This is a genomic window from Sphingomonas sp. Marseille-Q8236 (assembly GCF_965112005.1).
Genome location: NZ_CBCOPO010000002.1, coordinates 1,217,324 through 1,232,609, shown reverse-complemented (window position 1 = coordinate 1,232,609; position 15,286 = coordinate 1,217,324). Strand labels below are relative to the sequence as shown.

The following is a 15,286-nucleotide window of genomic DNA, read 5'->3' as shown; positions in this document are numbered from 1 at the left end:
GTCCGCGCCGCCTGTCGCGTTCCCGCTCAAGCCGCCGTGGCGACCTTGAGGAACACCGACCAGCGATGCTCGAAGAAGGCGGCGGGATCCAATCCGCCGAACGGATCGGGCAGGGAGAACTGCATGCGGCGGCTGGGGCCGTCGAGCATGTCGGTCAGCAGGTTGAACAGGCTGAGCGGGGTTTCATCCTGTCGCAACGCGCCAGCCTGTTGCGCGTCGCGCATGCAGGCGATCAACGGGTCGGAAATGATCCGGTCCCAGGTGGCGAAGCGCTCGCGCAATTCGTCCGAGAAGACCGCCTCGGATGTCAGAAATGCCATGAACCGAATTGATTCCGGCTCGACACAGAAAAAGAAAAATCGCCGGGCCGCGGTATGCAGCCGCTCCAGTGGATCGGGATCGCTGGCGACATCCAGTACGGCACGGCTCAACCGTTCCAGATCTCGACTGACCACCGCATCCAGCAACGCCATCTTGCCGGCATAGCGACGATAGATGGTGTGCTTGCTGACCCCAACCGACAGGGCGATCTCCTCCATCGAGGTGCCCTCGATCCCGCGACAGCAAAACGCCGCCCGCGCGCCGGTCAGGATAATATCGTCAATATGCTGGGCCTGCTCTCGCGTCGGGCGTCCAGCGGTCCGTTTGATCGTGGCCATGATCCCCTCTCTGCGACCAGTCGCGGCATAGGTCAAATTTTATTGCACCCTATCGTTGCTTTTTTGCAGGTGCGAGGTACAGGGAATATGAATGACTTAAACGTCATCAGGTTCAGGGGGTTTTACCGGGTGTTCAAATTTTCCGGCTTCGGGTCGTCTTTGGCGATGGCTTTTGCGCTCGCGGCGTGCGGGCAAGGGGATCAGCAGCAACCGGCCGCGCCCCCGCCACCGGTCGTCGCCGCCATCACGGTTCATGCGGGCGCCGTCCCCAATGTCATCGAACTACCCGGCCGGATCGAGGCGATTCGCACCGCCGAGGTGCGCGCGCGGACCGATGGCATCGTCGAGGCGCGACTGTATCGCGAAGGCTCCGACGTCGCCGAGGGGCAGCCGCTGTTCCGCATCGACCAGCGCGACTATCGCGCGCAAGTCGTCCAGGCGCAGGCGACGCTGGCCCGCGCCCAGGCCGCGCGCGCCAATGCCGCGTCGATCGTGCGTCGCTATCAGCCGCTGGTCGCCGAACGGGCGGTCAGCGCGCAGGAATTCGATGCCGCCCAGTCGGAGCTGCGACAGGCTGACGCCAGCGTCGCCGATGTTCGCGCAGCCTTGTCGCGGGCACAGTTGCAGTTGAGCTATACCATCGTCCGCGCACCCATTGCGGGCCGGGTGGGCCGTGCGCAGGTGACCGAAGGTGCGCTGGTCAGCGCGACCCAGGCGACGCCGCTGACGCAGGTCGACCAGATGTCGCCTATCTACGCCGTCTTCACCCAGTCGAGCGCGGCGTTGAGCGCGTTGATCCAGCAGGCGCGCTCGGGCGGGCTGGCGCTGCCCGACCTGTCGCATATCACCGTGCGCCTGACGCTGGAGGACGGTCGCGAATATGGGCCGACGGGGCAGCTCGACTTTGCCGGACAGACGGTCGATCCGACGACGGGCAGCCAGCAGCTGCGTGCGCGCTTCCCCAATCAGAACCGCATGTTGTTGCCGGGGCAGTTCGTGCGCGCGCATGTCAATGCCGGGACGATCCGCAACGGCATCTCGGTGCCGCAGCGGGCGGTCCAGCTGAGCAACCAAGCCGCGTCGGTGATGGTGGTCGACGGATCGGGTACGGTTCAGTCCCGCCCGGTGACGCTGGGCGGACAGGTCGGCAGCAATTGGGTGATCCTGTCGGGTCTGAAGCCCGGCGAAAAGGTCGTGACCGAGGGGTGGCAGAAGGTGCAGCCGGGCCAGAAGGTCCGCATCCAGCCACCCGAGCCACAGGCCGGTCAACAGGCGCAGGGACAGGGGCAACCGGGCGGTCAGCCCGTCACGGCCCGCTGATCGCCGGAGTCACATCATCATGAACCGCTTTTTCGTCTATCACCCGGTTTTCGCCTGGGTGATCGCGCTCTTCATCGCGCTGTTCGGCGTGATCGCGCTGCGCCTATTGCCGATCGAGAATTACCCGTCGGTCGCGCCGCCCGCGCTCAACCTGGCGATCAGCTATAACGGCGCCGATGCCGAGGTGATGGACCGGTCGGTGACCGCCGTCATCGAAAAGGAACTGAACGGCGTCGACAACTTCCTCTACATGGCGTCGACCAGCCGATCGAACGGCACTGCGCAGATTACCGTTACCTTCAAGCCCGGCACCGACCTGGACGTTGCGCGCACGCAGGTTCAGGATCGGCTAAGCCGCGCCGAGCCGCGCTTGCCCCAGGAGGTTCGCGCGCTGGGCATCCAGGTGACCGAGGGCTCGGCGGGCTTCTTGGAGGTTATCACGCTCAGTTCGAAGTCGGGCAAGACGAGCCCGGTCGAAATGGGCAATTTCGCCGAGAATAATATCCGCAACGAACTGCGGCGTATCGACGGCGTCGGCGACGTGCAGCTATTCGGTTCGCCCTATGCGATGCGGATCTGGCTCGATCCGCAGAAGCTGGCGGGCTACAGCCTGTCCGCGTCGGAAGCGCTCGCGGCGGTGCAGGAGCAGAACAGCCAGACGGCAGGCGGCTCGATCGGCGCGCAGCCGATCACCCGCACCGCCGAGTTCACCGCGCAGATCATTACCCAGAACCGCTTCGCCACGCCGGAGCAGTTCCGCCAGATCATCATCCGCGCCAATCCTGATGGGTCGGCGATCCGGCTGGGCGATGTCGCGCGGGTCGAACTGGGCAAGGACAATTATGGTTTCCGCCTGACCCTGAACGGCAAGGAGACGGTCGGTCTGGCGGTCCAGCTCGCGAGCGGCGCCAACGCGCTGGCAACGGCGGACGCGGTCGCGGCGCGGATGAAGGAACTGCAATCCAGCTTCCCCGCCGATGTGACGTGGAGCGTGCCCTTCACCACCACCCCGTTCATCACCGCCTCGGTCGACAGCGTGATCCATACGCTGGTCGAGGCGATGATCCTCGTCTTCCTGGTGATGTTCCTGTTCCTTCAGAACTGGCGCGCGACGCTGATCCCCGCGATCGTCGTGCCGATCGCGCTGGGCGGTGCCTGTATCGGCCTGCTGGCCTTCGGCTTCTCGATCAATACCCTGTCGCTGTTCGGCATGGTCGTGGCGATCGGCATCCTGGTCGACGACGCGATCGTGGTCGTCGAAAATGTCGAGCGTATCATGTCCGAGGAGGGGCTGAGTCCCCGCCGCGCGACCGTGAAGGCGATGGGGCAGATCACCGGTGCGATCATCGGCATCACGCTGGTGCTGGTCGCCGTGTTCATCCCCATGGCGTTCTTTCCCGGATCGACGGGGGGCATCTATCGCCAATTCTCGGTGACGCTGGCGGTGTCGATCTTCTTCTCGGCGGTCCTCGCGCTGACCCTGACGCCCGCCTTGTGCGCGACCTTGCTGAAGCAGGAAGATGCGCATCTGGAGGATCGCCCCGAGCCGAAGCCCGGCATTCGGGGCCTGCCGCAACGCTTCTTCAACGGGTTCAACGACCGTTTCCGCCGGGGAACGGATAAATATAGCGGCGGCGTCAAGCGGATGATGGCGCGCCCGGTCCGTTGGCTGGCGGTGTTCGCGGTGGTCGTCGTCATCACCGGCCTGATGTTCACCCGCATCCCCGGTGGCTTTCTGCCGACCGAGGATCAGGGCTATATCTTCGTGTCCTACGACGCGGCGCCCGGCGCGACGCTGGAACGGACCGGCGAGGCGATCACCAAGGTCGAGAAGTTCCTCCATGCCCAGCCGCAGGTGTCGGACATCGTGTCGGTCGCCGGGTTCAATTTCTTCGGTCAGGGCCAGGCGGCGGGCATCTCGTTCGTCAATCTCAAGCCCTGGCACGATCGCAAGGGGACGGAGAATAATTCCACTACCTTGGTCGGCAAGACGATGGGCTTCGTCCAGTCGATCCCCGAAGCGACCATCTTCGCGCTCGACCCGCCGCCGATCCAGGCGCTGGGCAATGCGACCGGCTTTTCGATGAAGATCGAGGATCGCTCCGGTCTGGGCGAAGCCGCGCTGCAACAGGCGCAGGGGGCGATCCTGGCCAAGGCGTCGCAGAACAAGGCGCTGATGGGCGTTCGTCCCGAAGGGCTGGGCCCCGCGCCGCAGCTCTATGTCGACATCGATCGCATTCAGGCCCGCGCGCTGGGCCTCCAGATCGCGGACGTAAACCAGACGCTATCGATCGCGTTCGGTTCGGCCTATGCTAACGACTTCGTCCGCGAAGGCAATGTCTTGCGCGTCTATCTTCAGGCCGATGCGCCGCAGCGCATGTCACCCGAGGACGTGCTGGCGCTTCGTGTCCGCAATGCGCAGGGCAACATGGTGCCCTTCTCGGCCTTCACGAAGGTTCGCTGGCAGAACGGCCCGCAGCAGTTGGAGCGGTATAACGGTTATCCGTCGCTTACCGTCTCGGGCATGGCGGCACAGGGCCAGTCGACCGGCACGGCCCTGAAGGAAATGGAAAAGATCGCGCGGGAGGTGATGCCGGCGGGCATGAGCTTCGAATGGACCGGCACCGCCTATGAAGAGCAACAGGCGGGCGGCCAGATCGGCCTCTTGCTCGGCCTGTCGCTGGTCGTCGTGTTCCTGCTGCTCGCGGCGCTGTACGAAAGCTGGGCGATCCCGCTCGCGGTGTTGCTGGTGGTGCCGTTCGGCGTGCTGGGTGCGGTGCTGATGACCATCTTCCGGGGCTTCTCGGCGGACGTGTATTTCAACGTCGGTCTCATCACGATCATCGGTCTGGCCGCCAAGAACGCCATCCTGATCGTCGAATTCGCGATCGAGGATCAGGAGGCGGGCCGCACCCCCTTCGAGGCGACGGTCGAGGCCGCACGCCAGCGACTGCGCCCCATCCTGATGACCAGCCTTGCCTTCATCCTGGGCATGGTGCCGCTGTTCATCGCGACGGGTGCCGGTGCGGCCAGCCGCCGTGCTGTGGGCACTGGCGTGATGGGCGGCATGATCGCGGCCACCGCATTCGGCATCTTCTTCACTCCGGTCTTCTACATTGCCGCCAAGAAGTGGCTGGCGCGCGAAAACGACCATGAGGCCGAAGATGCAGAGGAAGAAGCGCGGCAGCGCGAGGCGAATGAACGAAGGGGCGACGAGGAGGGCCCGGCCCATGCGTAAGTCGTTCCCCCGCGTCGCTGCCGCCCTGGCGCTGACGAGCGCGCTGTCGGGTTGTAACCTGGCACCGCAATATCGTCAGCCTATCGCACCCGTCTCCGCCACCTATCCCGATGCCGGGACCGGCAGCCGCACGGCGGCGGAGATCGGTTGGCGCGAGTTCTTCGCCGACGAACAACTCAAGGCCTATATCGCCGCCGCGCTGACCAATAACCGCGATCTCGCCCAGGCCGTGGCCCGGGTGGAGCAGGCGCGCGCGCAATATCGCATTCAGGACGCGCAACGCCTGCCGGCGCTCGATGCGCAGGCCGGGGCGTCGCGGACACGGGTTCCCCTCAATTCGCTGGGCCTCGGCAATGCGATTCCGGGTGCGGGCGATTCCGAGAGCCCGACCTCGATCACCTACAACCAGTTCTCGCTGGGGGCCCGCGTCTCCAGCTTCGAACTGGATTTCTGGGGTCGGGTCCGCAATCTCGCGGAGGCGCAGCGGCGGCAGTTTCTGGCGACGGTGGAGGCCGAGCGCGCCTTCCGCCTGTCTCTGGTCGGCCAGGTCGCCGCGACCTATCTTCAAATTCGCGCTGCCGAAGAACAGATTGCGCTGGCCGAACGCACCGTGGCCAGCCGCCGCGAAGGGCTGGGCATCGCCAAGCGGCGCATGGATGCGGGCGTGACCTCCAGCGTCGATTACGATCAGGCGGCGGCTCTGCTGACCCAGGCCGAAACGCAACTGGCCGAGCTTCGCCGGACGGTGGCGCAATCGCAGAATCTGCTGACGGTGCTGGTCGGCGGCCCGATCACGAACGCGCTTCCTGCCGGACGGCGCCTGGGCGATCAGAACCAGTTTGCCGCGATCGAACCCGGTCTCCCTTCGGCGCTTTTGGTCAACCGGCCCGATGTGCTTCAGGCCGAGCAGCAATTGCTCGCCGCCAATGCCAATATCGGCGCGGCGCGCGCGGCATTCCTGCCCAGCATCTCGCTGACCGGTCTGGCGGGCTTCGTCTCGCCCGCGCTCAGCAGCCTGATCGACGGCAATTCGCAGCAATATCAGGTTCAGGGGGCCGCGCTGCTGCCCATCTTCGACTGGGGCCGCCGCAATGCCCAGCTGCGGTTGAGCCGCGCGCAGGCCGAGGAACTGACCGCCGCCTATCAGCGAACCGTTCAGGGCGCTTTCCGCGAGGTGGCGGACGCCCTGGTCGCCCGTCGTCGCTATGCCGAGCAGATCGAGGCGCAGAACCGCGCCGTCGAGGCTCAGCGCCGCCTGGCTCGCACGGCGCGGCTTCGCTACACCAATGGCATAGCCATCTATCTCGAAGTGCTGGACGCGGAGCGCAATCTGTTCTCCGCCGAACAGCAATTGCTGACCCTGCGCAGCGCCGCGCTCCAGAACGACGTGACGCTCTATGTCGCGCTGGGCGGCGGCCTTCGCGAAACGGGTTCGGCGACCACGGTTCCGACGGCCGGCTGAATCCCCCCCTCCCTGGTCGGCCTGTTGGAGAAGGGGCGTGGCGGGCAACCGTTCACGCCCCTTTGCTTTGCGGGGCGAAGAGTCTAACCGACGCCCGGTGGAACAGGAACATGATATGACGGGCTGGACGATCGGGATCATCGGCGGCTCGGGCCTTTATGCGATCGACATGATGGAGGATGTCGAGCCCTTGGTCGTCGACACGCCTTGGGGCGCGCCGTCCGACACGCTGGTCCGGGGGCGGATCGGGGCGGTGCGCTTCGTCTTCCTGCCACGCCATGGTCGCGGACACCGGCTGTCGCCGACCGAGGTCAATGCACGCGCCAATATCCATGCGTTGAAGCTGGCGGGCTGTACCGATGTGCTGGCGATCTCCGCCATCGGATCGTTGCGCGAGGAACTGCCGCCGGGCCGTTTCGTCGCGGTGGACCAGTTCATCGACCGGACGGTGCACCGGGATACCAGCTTCTTCGGAGCGGGTCTGGTCGCTCATGTCTCTATGGCGGACCCGGTCTGCCCGCGCCTGTCCGGCCTTGCGGCCACTGCGGCGGAGCGGGCAGGGGCGTCGGTCGCGCATGGCGGCACCTATCTGGCGATGGAGGGGCCGCAATTCTCGACGCGGGCGGAAAGCCATCTCTATCGTCAATGGGGCGCGGACGTGATCGGCATGACCGCCATGCCCGAGGCCAAGCTCGCACGCGAGGCGGAGCTGCCCTACGCCCTGATCGGCATGGTGACCGACTATGATTGCTGGCGCGAGGGCGAGGCGCATGTCGAGGTGGATGCGGTGCTGGCGCAACTATCGGCCAATGCGGCGACCGCCCGTGCGCTGGTGGTGGAACTCGCGCGCCTATTGCCCGAGGGGCGAACGCCGTCACCGATCGACACCGTGCTCGACCAGGCGCTGATCACCCATGTCTCCCATATGGATCGGGCCAAGGTGGAAAGCCTTGGCCCGATCGTATCGCGGCTCCTGGCCACGCGGGGTGGGTGAGGATCAGTCCTCGACGATCTGGCTGTTCTTGCCGGTATCGCGCATCCGCAGATAGACGATGAGCGAGATGCCGATCATCGCGGTGACGTACCAGTAAAAGCCCTGTTCGAAGCCCCATTTCTTGAACAGCAGGGCGAGCGACTCCGCCGTGCCGCCGAAGATGGTGTTGGCCAGCGCATAGGGAAGGGCGACGCCCAGAGCCCGGATATGGGCCGGGAACAGCTCCGCCTTCACCACCGCGTTGATCGAGGTGTAGCCGGTCACGATGATCAGCGCCGCCATCACCAGCGCGCCCGCCACCATCGGATCGCGCGTCGTCTCCAGCGTCGAGAAGATCGGATAGGTAAACAGCACGCCCGCAATGCCGAACGCGACCATCAACGGCTTGCGACCGATCCGGTCCGACAGGCCGCCCGCCACCGGCTGCAGCAGCATGAAGACGAACAGGGTGACGGCGTTGATCTGGCTCGCCACCTCGCGGCTGAAGCCGCTGGTGTTGACCAGGAACTTCTGCATGTAGATCGAATAGGCATAGAAGGCGAGCGTACCCCCGGCGGTCAGCAGCATGACCGTCATCGTTTCCCTGGGATGCTTGGTGAAGAGCTGGATCAGCCCCGATTGCGGCTGCCCCTCCTTCTTGACGTTCTCGAAGCTCTTGGTCTCCGACAGGCCGCGCCGAATGTAGAAGACGACGACCGCCAGCACCGCACCCAGTGCGAAGGGGATGCGCCAGCCCCATTCGTCGAGCGCCGCCTCGCTCAACGTCGATTGCAGGATCAGCAGCACGCAGATCGCCAGCAACTGGCCGGAGATCAGCGTGACATATTGAAAGGACGAGAAGAAACCGCGTCGATCCTTGCCGGCCATCTCCGACAGATAGGTCGCGCTGGCGCCATATTCGCCGCCGACCGACAGACCCTGCATCAGACGCGCGATGACCAGCAGCGCGGGCGCGGCGATGCCGATGCTGCCATAGCCGGGCGTGACCGCGATGATCAGCGATCCCATGCACATCAGCGTGACTGACAGGCTGAGACCCGCCTTACGCCCCTTGCGATCGGCATAGATGCCCATCACCCATGCGCCCACCGGACGCATGACGAAGCCGACCGCGAACACCGCCGCGGCGCTCAACAACTGCGCCGTGCGGTTCTCGGACGGAAAGAAGTGCGGCGCGAAATAGAGGGTGAAGGCCGAGTAGACATACCAGTCGAACCACTCGACCAGATTGCCGGTCGATCCGCCGATGATGGACTTCAGCCTCTGCCGTCCCGGATCGGTCGTGCTGTTCGACATGATGCTCTCCCTTATGTTCGTGTCGATGGTGAAGGACTTAGAAGCGGAAGCTGAGCCAGCCCGCCCAGAAGTCGGAACTCTTCAGATTGGCGCGGTCCAGCACCTCGCCCGCCTGGAAATGCTCGTAGCGGCCGGTGAAGGACAGGCGCGGTGTGATGGTCCATACCGCCTGCAAACGCGCGACCTCGCCGATTTTCTTCCCGCGCACATTCTGCGTACCCGGCCACGCCGCGCCGCTGGCACGGTAGACCGCGTCGAACTCGTCGGGCCGCCAGGCAAAGCCATATTCGGTCGCGAGGCGCACGCCCTTCAACGGGGTGAAGGTGAAATTCGGCGCGGCGTACAGCAGGTTGGTCGGCGTCAGGAAGAGGCCATAGCTGTAATAGATATTGTTGCCGAAGAGGCCGCTGGTGGTGTTTAGGTCGCCGCTGCGGTCATAGGAGCCGCCGCCCGACCCATAGTCGACATGGAAGCCCACACGCGGCGCGTCCGGCTTCTTGCCCAGGCGATAGGTCTGCGCGATGAAAGCCTGCCAGGCGGAGATGTCGCGATTGCCGAACGTCCCGCGCTGATTGTTGAGGGTCCAGTCGATATTGACCGGCCCGGCATCGCCATAGGCGTGCAGGCCGAGGAAATACCGTTCCTCCGGCGCGATCACGCCGCCCCAGGTCGCGCGGCGATTGCGCAGCCGCCAGATGAAGGGGTCGAGAAACAGCTTCGAGCCGCCGAACACTTTGGGCGACAGGCGAAAGCCGAAAGTGGCGCCGGTGAATCGAACATCGGGATTGGTCTTGTCGTCGCTGATGCCGCCGAAACCGTAATTGACGTAATTCAGGTCGAATAGGTCGACGCGGGCATTTTTGCCGCGCGCATAGGCGCGCACCCCGTCGAGCACGAAGTAGAGCGTGTTGTTGTCGCGACCGACCGTCAGAAGCTGCGGCCCGTCGAAAAACTCCTGGCGTCCCGCACGAACGCCCACGTCCAACCCCAGGGCCTTGCCCTTCACCTCTGCAAAAAGCTGCTGCACGGTCAGTTGGTTGCGCAGATTGCCGGCCGGTGAGCCCAGGTTAATGCCCTGTAGTTCGGCCCGGCCCAATTCACCGAAGACGCGGAAATGATCGCCCAGATGGACGTCGGCGCCGCCGACGATGCGGGCAATATCCTGCCGCTGCTGCTCGACCTCGCGCAGATTGGGGTTGGTGGTCAGGTTCACCCGCGTCCGCAACTCGCCCGAGAAGGTGATATAGGATTTGCCATCCTGGGTCAGCTTCACGCATTTGAGCGCGTCGATGGGATCGTCGCGCTTGGCCGGATCGCACAATTTGCGCCAGTCCTCCGCCCAGCGAGACTGGTTATAGCCACCCACCGTATTGCCATCGCCCGCCGCCGTGCTGGGATAGGCGGTGCTGGCCAGGCTTGCGGGTTCGGCGGCGGCCTTTGGCGTGGCGGTTTGGGCCTGGGCTGGCGCGGCGAGCGGCGCCATCACGGCGATGACGGCCGTTCCAGCGAGCCCAAGAAACTTCTTCATAACAATCCCCTCAATCGGACCGATCTGTCATACAGTCGGTCTTCTTTCGCATCCGTGTAGACGGCCGATCCAGCCGACCGGGATCGGCTGGATCAGGATGCGTGTCAGGCCAGTACCGCCTGAGCCGCCGGAAGGGCGGGCTTCTTCTCCAGTGCCGCGTCCAGTGCGTCCTTGTCCAGCGCGCCTTCCCAGCGAGCGACGACGACGGTGGCGACCGCGTTGCCGATGAAGTTGGTCAGGCTGCGACATTCCGACATGAACCGGTCGATGCCCAGGATCAGCGCCATGCCCGCCAGCGGCACGGTCGGCACGATCGACAGGGTGGCGGCCAGCGTGATGAAGCCCGCGCCGGTGACACCCGCCGCGCCCTTCGAACTGAGCATCGCGACCAGCAGCAGCATCAACTGCTGACCCAGCGTCAGGTCCACGCCGCACGCCTGCGCGATGAACAGCGCCGCCAGCGTCATATAGATGTTGGTACCGTCCAGGTTGAACGAATAGCCCGTCGGCACGACCAGGCCGACCACCGACTTTTCGCAACCGGCCTTCTCCATCTTCTGCAGCAGGCTGGGCAGCGCCGCCTCGGAGGACGAGGTGCCGAGAACCAGCAGCAACTCGGCCTTGAGATAACGGATCAGCTTCAGGACCGAAAAGCCGTTGAGGCGGGCGATGGTGCCCAGCACGACCAAGACGAACAGGATCGAGGTGAGGTAGAAGGTTGCCACCAGCGCGCCGAGGCTGACCAGGCTGCCTACGCCATACTTGCCGATGGTGAAGGCGATGGCACCGAACGCACCGATGGGCGCGGCGCGCATCAGGATGCCGACGAGACGGAAAACGACGATGCTCAGCCGCTCCAGGCTGGTCAGCAGCGGCTTGGCGGGTTCGCCGACCAGCGCCATGGCGATGCCGAACAGGATCGCCACCATCAGCACCTGCAGGATGTTACCCTGGGTGAAGGCGCTGACCAAGGTATCGGGAATGATGCCCAGCAGGAAGCCGGTGATGGTCGTGTCATGCGCCTTGGCGGCATATTCGGTGACCGACCCGGCGTTCAGCGTGGCGGGGTCGACATTCATGCCCGCACCCGGCTGGACGACATTGGCGACGATCAGGCCGACGATCAGCGCCAGGGTGGAGACGCTGATGAAATAGAAGAAGGCCTTGCCCGCGACCCGACCGACCGAGCCGAGCTCGCGCATTCCGGCAATGCCGGTGACCACCGTCAGGAAGATGACGGGGGCGATGATCATCTTCACCAGCTTGATGAAGCCGTCACCCAGGGGTTTCAGCGCCTCGCCGAAGCTGGGCCAGAAATGTCCGATGATCGCACCCAGCGCGATGGCGAACAGAACCTGTACGTAGAGATGGGACCAGACGCGGGCCCGCTTGGGGGCCTCCGCGACGGCATAATCCTGAGCGATCATCGCTTTCGTCATCCTCTGCAAAAATGGGCTCCGGGCGTGGTGGGCCACGCTCCGAGTTGAGCACAGTGTGCGGGCAAGCGTACGGGAATCCAAATCTCCCTAAATCGCTCATAAGACATTGATAATAAATGATAAAGAATCTGAAAGTCATAGATTGCGCGCGAAATTCCGCATGGCGTCGCATGGCCTGTTGCGATATTCCGCACATATGGCCGACACGCCTTCCCTGACCCGTCGCTATGTGCGGCGCTATGCGATGCCGATGCTGGCAGTCCTGCTGCTTGCCATGGCTGCGTCGCTGGCACTGCGCGTCTATGCCCATCGACAGGCGATGACGGGGCTCCGCTCCGACGCGGCGCGTATCGCCCGGCAACAGGAGCGCCTGCTGAACAGCGAACTACAACGCTTTCGGCTCCTGCCCATCGTGCTGGCCGAATATCCCGATGTGGGCGCGGCCCTGCGCAACGGGTCGAGCAAGGCGGTCGAACGGCTGAATGAAAAGCTCCGGGGCCTGGCGGAGCGGACCGGCGCGCCGGTGATCTACGCCATCGATCGCCAGGGGCGCACCATCGCGGCCTCGAATGCGGGCGAACGCGAGAGTTTCGTCGGCCGCGACTATAGTTTCCGCCCCTATTTCCGGCAGGCTCTGCGTGCCGGGACATCCGAATATTTCGCGCTGGGGAACACCAGCCACAGGCCGGGCCTGTTCCTCGCGCGGCGCATCGGGCCCGCCGAAGCGCCGGACGGCGTGGTGGTGGTGAAGGTCGAGTTCGCGCGGATCGTCCAGGCCTGGACCAGCGATCCGGGGCAGACCTTGTTGCTGGACGATCACGGCGTCGTCGTGGTGACGACCGATCCCCAGGCGCAATTCACCATCATGCGCCCGCTCACTCCGACCGCGCGAGGCGAGATCGCAGAAAGCCAGCAATTCGGGGAGCGCAGGCTCCGGCCCAGCCCATTCCGTATCACCGGCGAGCGCGCGGTCGATCGTGACGGCACCCGCTATGTGGTCGGCGCGATCGCGGCGCCGCTGCCGCGTTGGCAGCTGGTCCATATCCTGCCCTCCGCCCAAGCGCTTCGCGAGGCCGATAGCTGGGTCCGGTCCGCCACGGCGCTGATCGCGGTCGGACTGATCGGCTTGACGCTGCTCGCCATCTGGCGACGCACGCGGGCCGAGCGCGCGGCGCTGGCACGAGAGTCGCTCGAGGCCGAGGTGGCCCGGCGTACCGCCGAATTGCGCGCCACCAATGACCGCCTGACGGTCGAAATCGCCGAGCGCATCCGCGCGGACCAGCGCTTCCGCGCCGCGCGCGAGGAGCTGGCTCAGGCCAATCGGCTGGGCTCGCTGGGTTCGATCACCGCTGGCGTCGCGCACGAGATCAACCAGCCTGTGGCGGCGATCCGGACGCTGGCCGACAATGCGCGAACCTTCCTGTCGCGCAGCCAGCCGGACAAGGCCGACGGCAATCTGACCACCATCGTCTCGCTGACCGAGCGGATCGGCTCGATCGTTCAGGAAATGCGACGTTTTGCGAGGCGGGGCACGCAGGGGCTGGGGCAGGTGTCGCTGGACGAGGTGCTGGACGGCACGATGCTGTTGATCGGCGACCGGTTCCGTAGCGCGGGCGTCGCGCTGGAGCGACCCATGGGTGGCGCGCTGCCCATCGTGCTGGCGGGGCGGGTCCGGTTGGAGCAGGTGCTGGTCAATCTCTTGCAGAACGCTCTGGATGCGGTCGCGGGGCGGCCGGACCCGCGGGTGCGCCTGACCGTCACCGAACATGCGGACCGGGTCGAACTGACGGTCGAGGACAATGGGCCGGGGCTGGACCCCGCGATCGCATCGGACATCTTCACCCCCTTCGTGACCGGCAAGCCCGATGGGCTGGGGCTCGGGCTGGGGATTGCGAGGGACATCATGACGGAGTTTGGGGGCATGTTGGAAACCACAGCGTCTTCGCTGGGCGGCGCGGGCTTCCGGATCGGGATGCGCCGGGCATGAGCGAGGGGCAGCGTGTTCTCCTGGTCGATGACGATACCGTGCTTCGTCAGGCGCTGGCGCAGTCGTTCGAACTCGCCGGCATCGATGTCGAGGCGCATGGCGATCCGCTGGCGGCACTGGCGACGATCTCGCCCGAATTTCCCGGCATGGTCGTCTCGGACATCCGGATGCCGGGGATCGATGGGATCGAACTTGCCAAGAGGATCGCGGCGATCGACGCGGAAATTCCGGTCATCCTGATGACCGGTCATGGCGATGTACCGATGGCGGTCGCCGCGTTGAAGCAGGGGGTCTTTGATTTCGTCGCCAAGCCCTTTGCCGCCGACCATCTGATCGCCAGTGCCGAGCGGGCGCTGGAAATGCGGCGGCTGATCTTAGACAATCGCCGGCTGCGCCTGGCGGCGGAAGAGGCACAGGGGGCCTATCCACTGATCGGCGAAACGCCGGTGATGATGCGGCTGCGCGATACGGTGCGACAAGTGGCGCAGGCGGATGTCGATGTGCTGGTCGAGGGCGAGACGGGGACCGGCAAGGAATTGGTCGCGCTGTTGCTCCACCGCTGGAGCGCGCGGCGGACGCGGCCCTTCGTTGCGGTCGATTGTGCCGCCTTGCCCGAGGCAATCGCCGAGGACGAGCTGTTCGGCCAGGCGCATGGCCGAACGCCGGGCCGGATCGCCGCGTCGCATCGCGGCACCCTATTCCTGGATGAGGTCGACAGCATGGCCCCGGCTCTTCAAGGGCGGATGCTGCGCGTCGTCGAGGAGCGCGAGGTGCGGGCGATCGGCGCAGAGGACCCGCAAATGCTCGATCTGCGCATCGTCGCGGCGGCCAAGTCCGATCTGGCGCGCGCGGTGGAGGAGGGGCGGTTCCGCGCCGACCTCCTGTACCGGCTCGACGCCGTGCGTCTGCGCGTCCCGCCCTTGCGCGAGCGACGCGCCGATGTGCCGCTGCTCTTTGCCCATTTCCTGCGCGAAGCGGCCGAGCGCTTCGGGCGGCCGGTGCCGATGATCGATGGCGGTATCCAGGCAAGATTGTTGTCGCACGACTGGCCGGGCAATGTCCGCGAGGTACGCAACTATGCCAATCGCGTCGCCCTGGGCCTGAGCGGCGAGGTGGCGGAGACGGGTGACCCCCTGCCATTGCCCGAGCGGGTCGAACAGTTCGAAGGCGCGACGATCCGCAGCGTTCTGGAGGAGGTGGCGGGCGACGTCCGCGCCGCGCTCGCCATTCTGGGCATTCCGCGCAAGACCTTTTACGACAAGGTCGCCCGCCACGGCATCGACTTGAACGCCTATCGCCCCAATCGCGCTTGACGCCGCGCCGGGGGCGGGGGAGCATGGCCCGGACGACGCCGACAACCGGC

The 15,286-nt window shown here is 65.5% G+C and carries 10 protein-coding genes; 6 read left to right on the top strand and 4 right to left on the bottom strand.

Translation table 11 applies throughout. The features are described from left to right. Positions 1-26: 26 nt before the first annotated feature. Positions 27-659 (bottom strand): TetR/AcrR family transcriptional regulator, encoded by a 633-nt coding sequence (locus tag ACWPWT_RS18170; protein ID WP_261267759.1) that lies wholly within the window; start codon positions 657-659, stop codon positions 27-29. A gap of 129 nt (positions 660-788) precedes the next feature. Here ACWPWT_RS18170 and ACWPWT_RS18165 point away from each other — a divergent pair, with 129 nt between their 5' ends. The 4 genes from ACWPWT_RS18165 to mtnP all read left to right on the top strand — a co-directional run bounded on the left by ACWPWT_RS18165 (position 789) and on the right by mtnP (position 7,673). Next, complete coding sequence (locus ACWPWT_RS18165; RefSeq protein WP_454280844.1) at positions 789-1,979, top strand: efflux RND transporter periplasmic adaptor subunit; 1,191 nt, start codon at positions 789-791, stop codon at positions 1,977-1,979. 19 nt (positions 1,980-1,998) lie between these two features. Then, positions 1,999-5,217 (top strand): multidrug efflux RND transporter permease subunit, encoded by a 3,219-nt coding sequence (locus ACWPWT_RS18160; protein WP_454280843.1) that lies wholly within the window; start codon positions 1,999-2,001, stop codon positions 5,215-5,217. After that, positions 5,210-6,679 carry an efflux transporter outer membrane subunit gene (locus tag ACWPWT_RS18155; protein ID WP_454280842.1) on the top strand — a complete coding sequence of 490 codons (1,470 nt, stop codon included), beginning with the start codon at positions 5,210-5,212 and terminating at the stop codon, positions 6,677-6,679. Before ACWPWT_RS18160 ends, ACWPWT_RS18155 begins: the two co-directional genes overlap by 8 nt. Before the next feature lie 115 nt (positions 6,680-6,794). Next, a complete protein-coding gene (gene mtnP / locus ACWPWT_RS18150; RefSeq protein WP_454280841.1) occupies positions 6,795-7,673 on the top strand; it encodes an S-methyl-5'-thioadenosine phosphorylase in 879 nt (292 codons plus the stop codon). 3 nt (positions 7,674-7,676) lie between these two features. Here mtnP and ACWPWT_RS18145 read toward each other — a convergent pair whose 3' ends face one another. The 3 genes from ACWPWT_RS18145 to ACWPWT_RS18135 form a co-directional block, all read right to left on the bottom strand. Continuing rightward, complete coding sequence (locus ACWPWT_RS18145; RefSeq protein ID WP_454280840.1) at positions 7,677-8,969, bottom strand: MFS transporter; 1,293 nt, start codon at positions 8,967-8,969, stop codon at positions 7,677-7,679. Between the two features lie 37 nt (positions 8,970-9,006). Further along, entirely contained in the window at positions 9,007-10,497 is a 1,491-nt protein-coding gene (locus ACWPWT_RS18140; protein WP_454280839.1) for an alginate export family protein, read from the bottom strand. A 104-nt stretch (positions 10,498-10,601) separates the two neighbouring features. Then, positions 10,602-11,924, bottom strand: a complete 1,323-nt coding sequence (locus ACWPWT_RS18135) for a dicarboxylate/amino acid:cation symporter (RefSeq protein ID WP_454280838.1) — start codon at positions 11,922-11,924, stop codon at positions 10,602-10,604. 172 nt (positions 11,925-12,096) lie between these two features. On the opposite strand from ACWPWT_RS18135, the gene ACWPWT_RS18130 reads away from it, so the two are divergent. Together ACWPWT_RS18130 and ACWPWT_RS18125 are read left to right on the top strand one after the other, a co-directional pair. After that, positions 12,097-13,923, top strand: coding sequence for a sensor histidine kinase (locus ACWPWT_RS18130; protein ID WP_454280837.1), 1,827 nt, complete (start codon positions 12,097-12,099; stop codon positions 13,921-13,923). Continuing rightward, positions 13,920-15,236 (top strand): sigma-54-dependent transcriptional regulator, encoded by a 1,317-nt coding sequence (locus ACWPWT_RS18125; RefSeq protein ID WP_261267751.1) that lies wholly within the window; start codon positions 13,920-13,922, stop codon positions 15,234-15,236. Before ACWPWT_RS18130 ends, ACWPWT_RS18125 begins: the two co-directional genes overlap by 4 nt. Positions 15,237-15,286: the final 50 nt, after the last annotated feature.

What these genes read in the sequence shown, in the direction of transcription:
- ACWPWT_RS18135 (WP_454280838.1), bottom strand. Translation starts at nt 11,924, where the DNA reads ATGATCGCTCAGGATTATGCCGTCGCGGAGGCCCCCAAGCGGGCCCGC.
- mtnP (WP_454280841.1), top strand. Translation starts at nt 6,795, where the DNA reads ATGACGGGCTGGACGATCGGGATCATCGGCGGCTCGGGCCTTTATGCG.
- ACWPWT_RS18170 (WP_261267759.1), bottom strand. Translation starts at nt 659, where the DNA reads ATGGCCACGATCAAACGGACCGCTGGACGCCCGACGCGAGAGCAGGCC.
- ACWPWT_RS18125 (WP_261267751.1), top strand. Translation starts at nt 13,920, where the DNA reads ATGAGCGAGGGGCAGCGTGTTCTCCTGGTCGATGACGATACCGTGCTT.
- ACWPWT_RS18130 (WP_454280837.1), top strand. Translation starts at nt 12,097, where the DNA reads ATGGCGTCGCATGGCCTGTTGCGATATTCCGCACATATGGCCGACACG.
- ACWPWT_RS18160 (WP_454280843.1), top strand. Translation starts at nt 1,999, where the DNA reads ATGAACCGCTTTTTCGTCTATCACCCGGTTTTCGCCTGGGTGATCGCG.
- ACWPWT_RS18140 (WP_454280839.1), bottom strand. Translation starts at nt 10,497, where the DNA reads ATGAAGAAGTTTCTTGGGCTCGCTGGAACGGCCGTCATCGCCGTGATG.
- ACWPWT_RS18155 (WP_454280842.1), top strand. Translation starts at nt 5,210, where the DNA reads ATGCGTAAGTCGTTCCCCCGCGTCGCTGCCGCCCTGGCGCTGACGAGC.
- ACWPWT_RS18145 (WP_454280840.1), bottom strand. Translation starts at nt 8,969, where the DNA reads ATGTCGAACAGCACGACCGATCCGGGACGGCAGAGGCTGAAGTCCATC.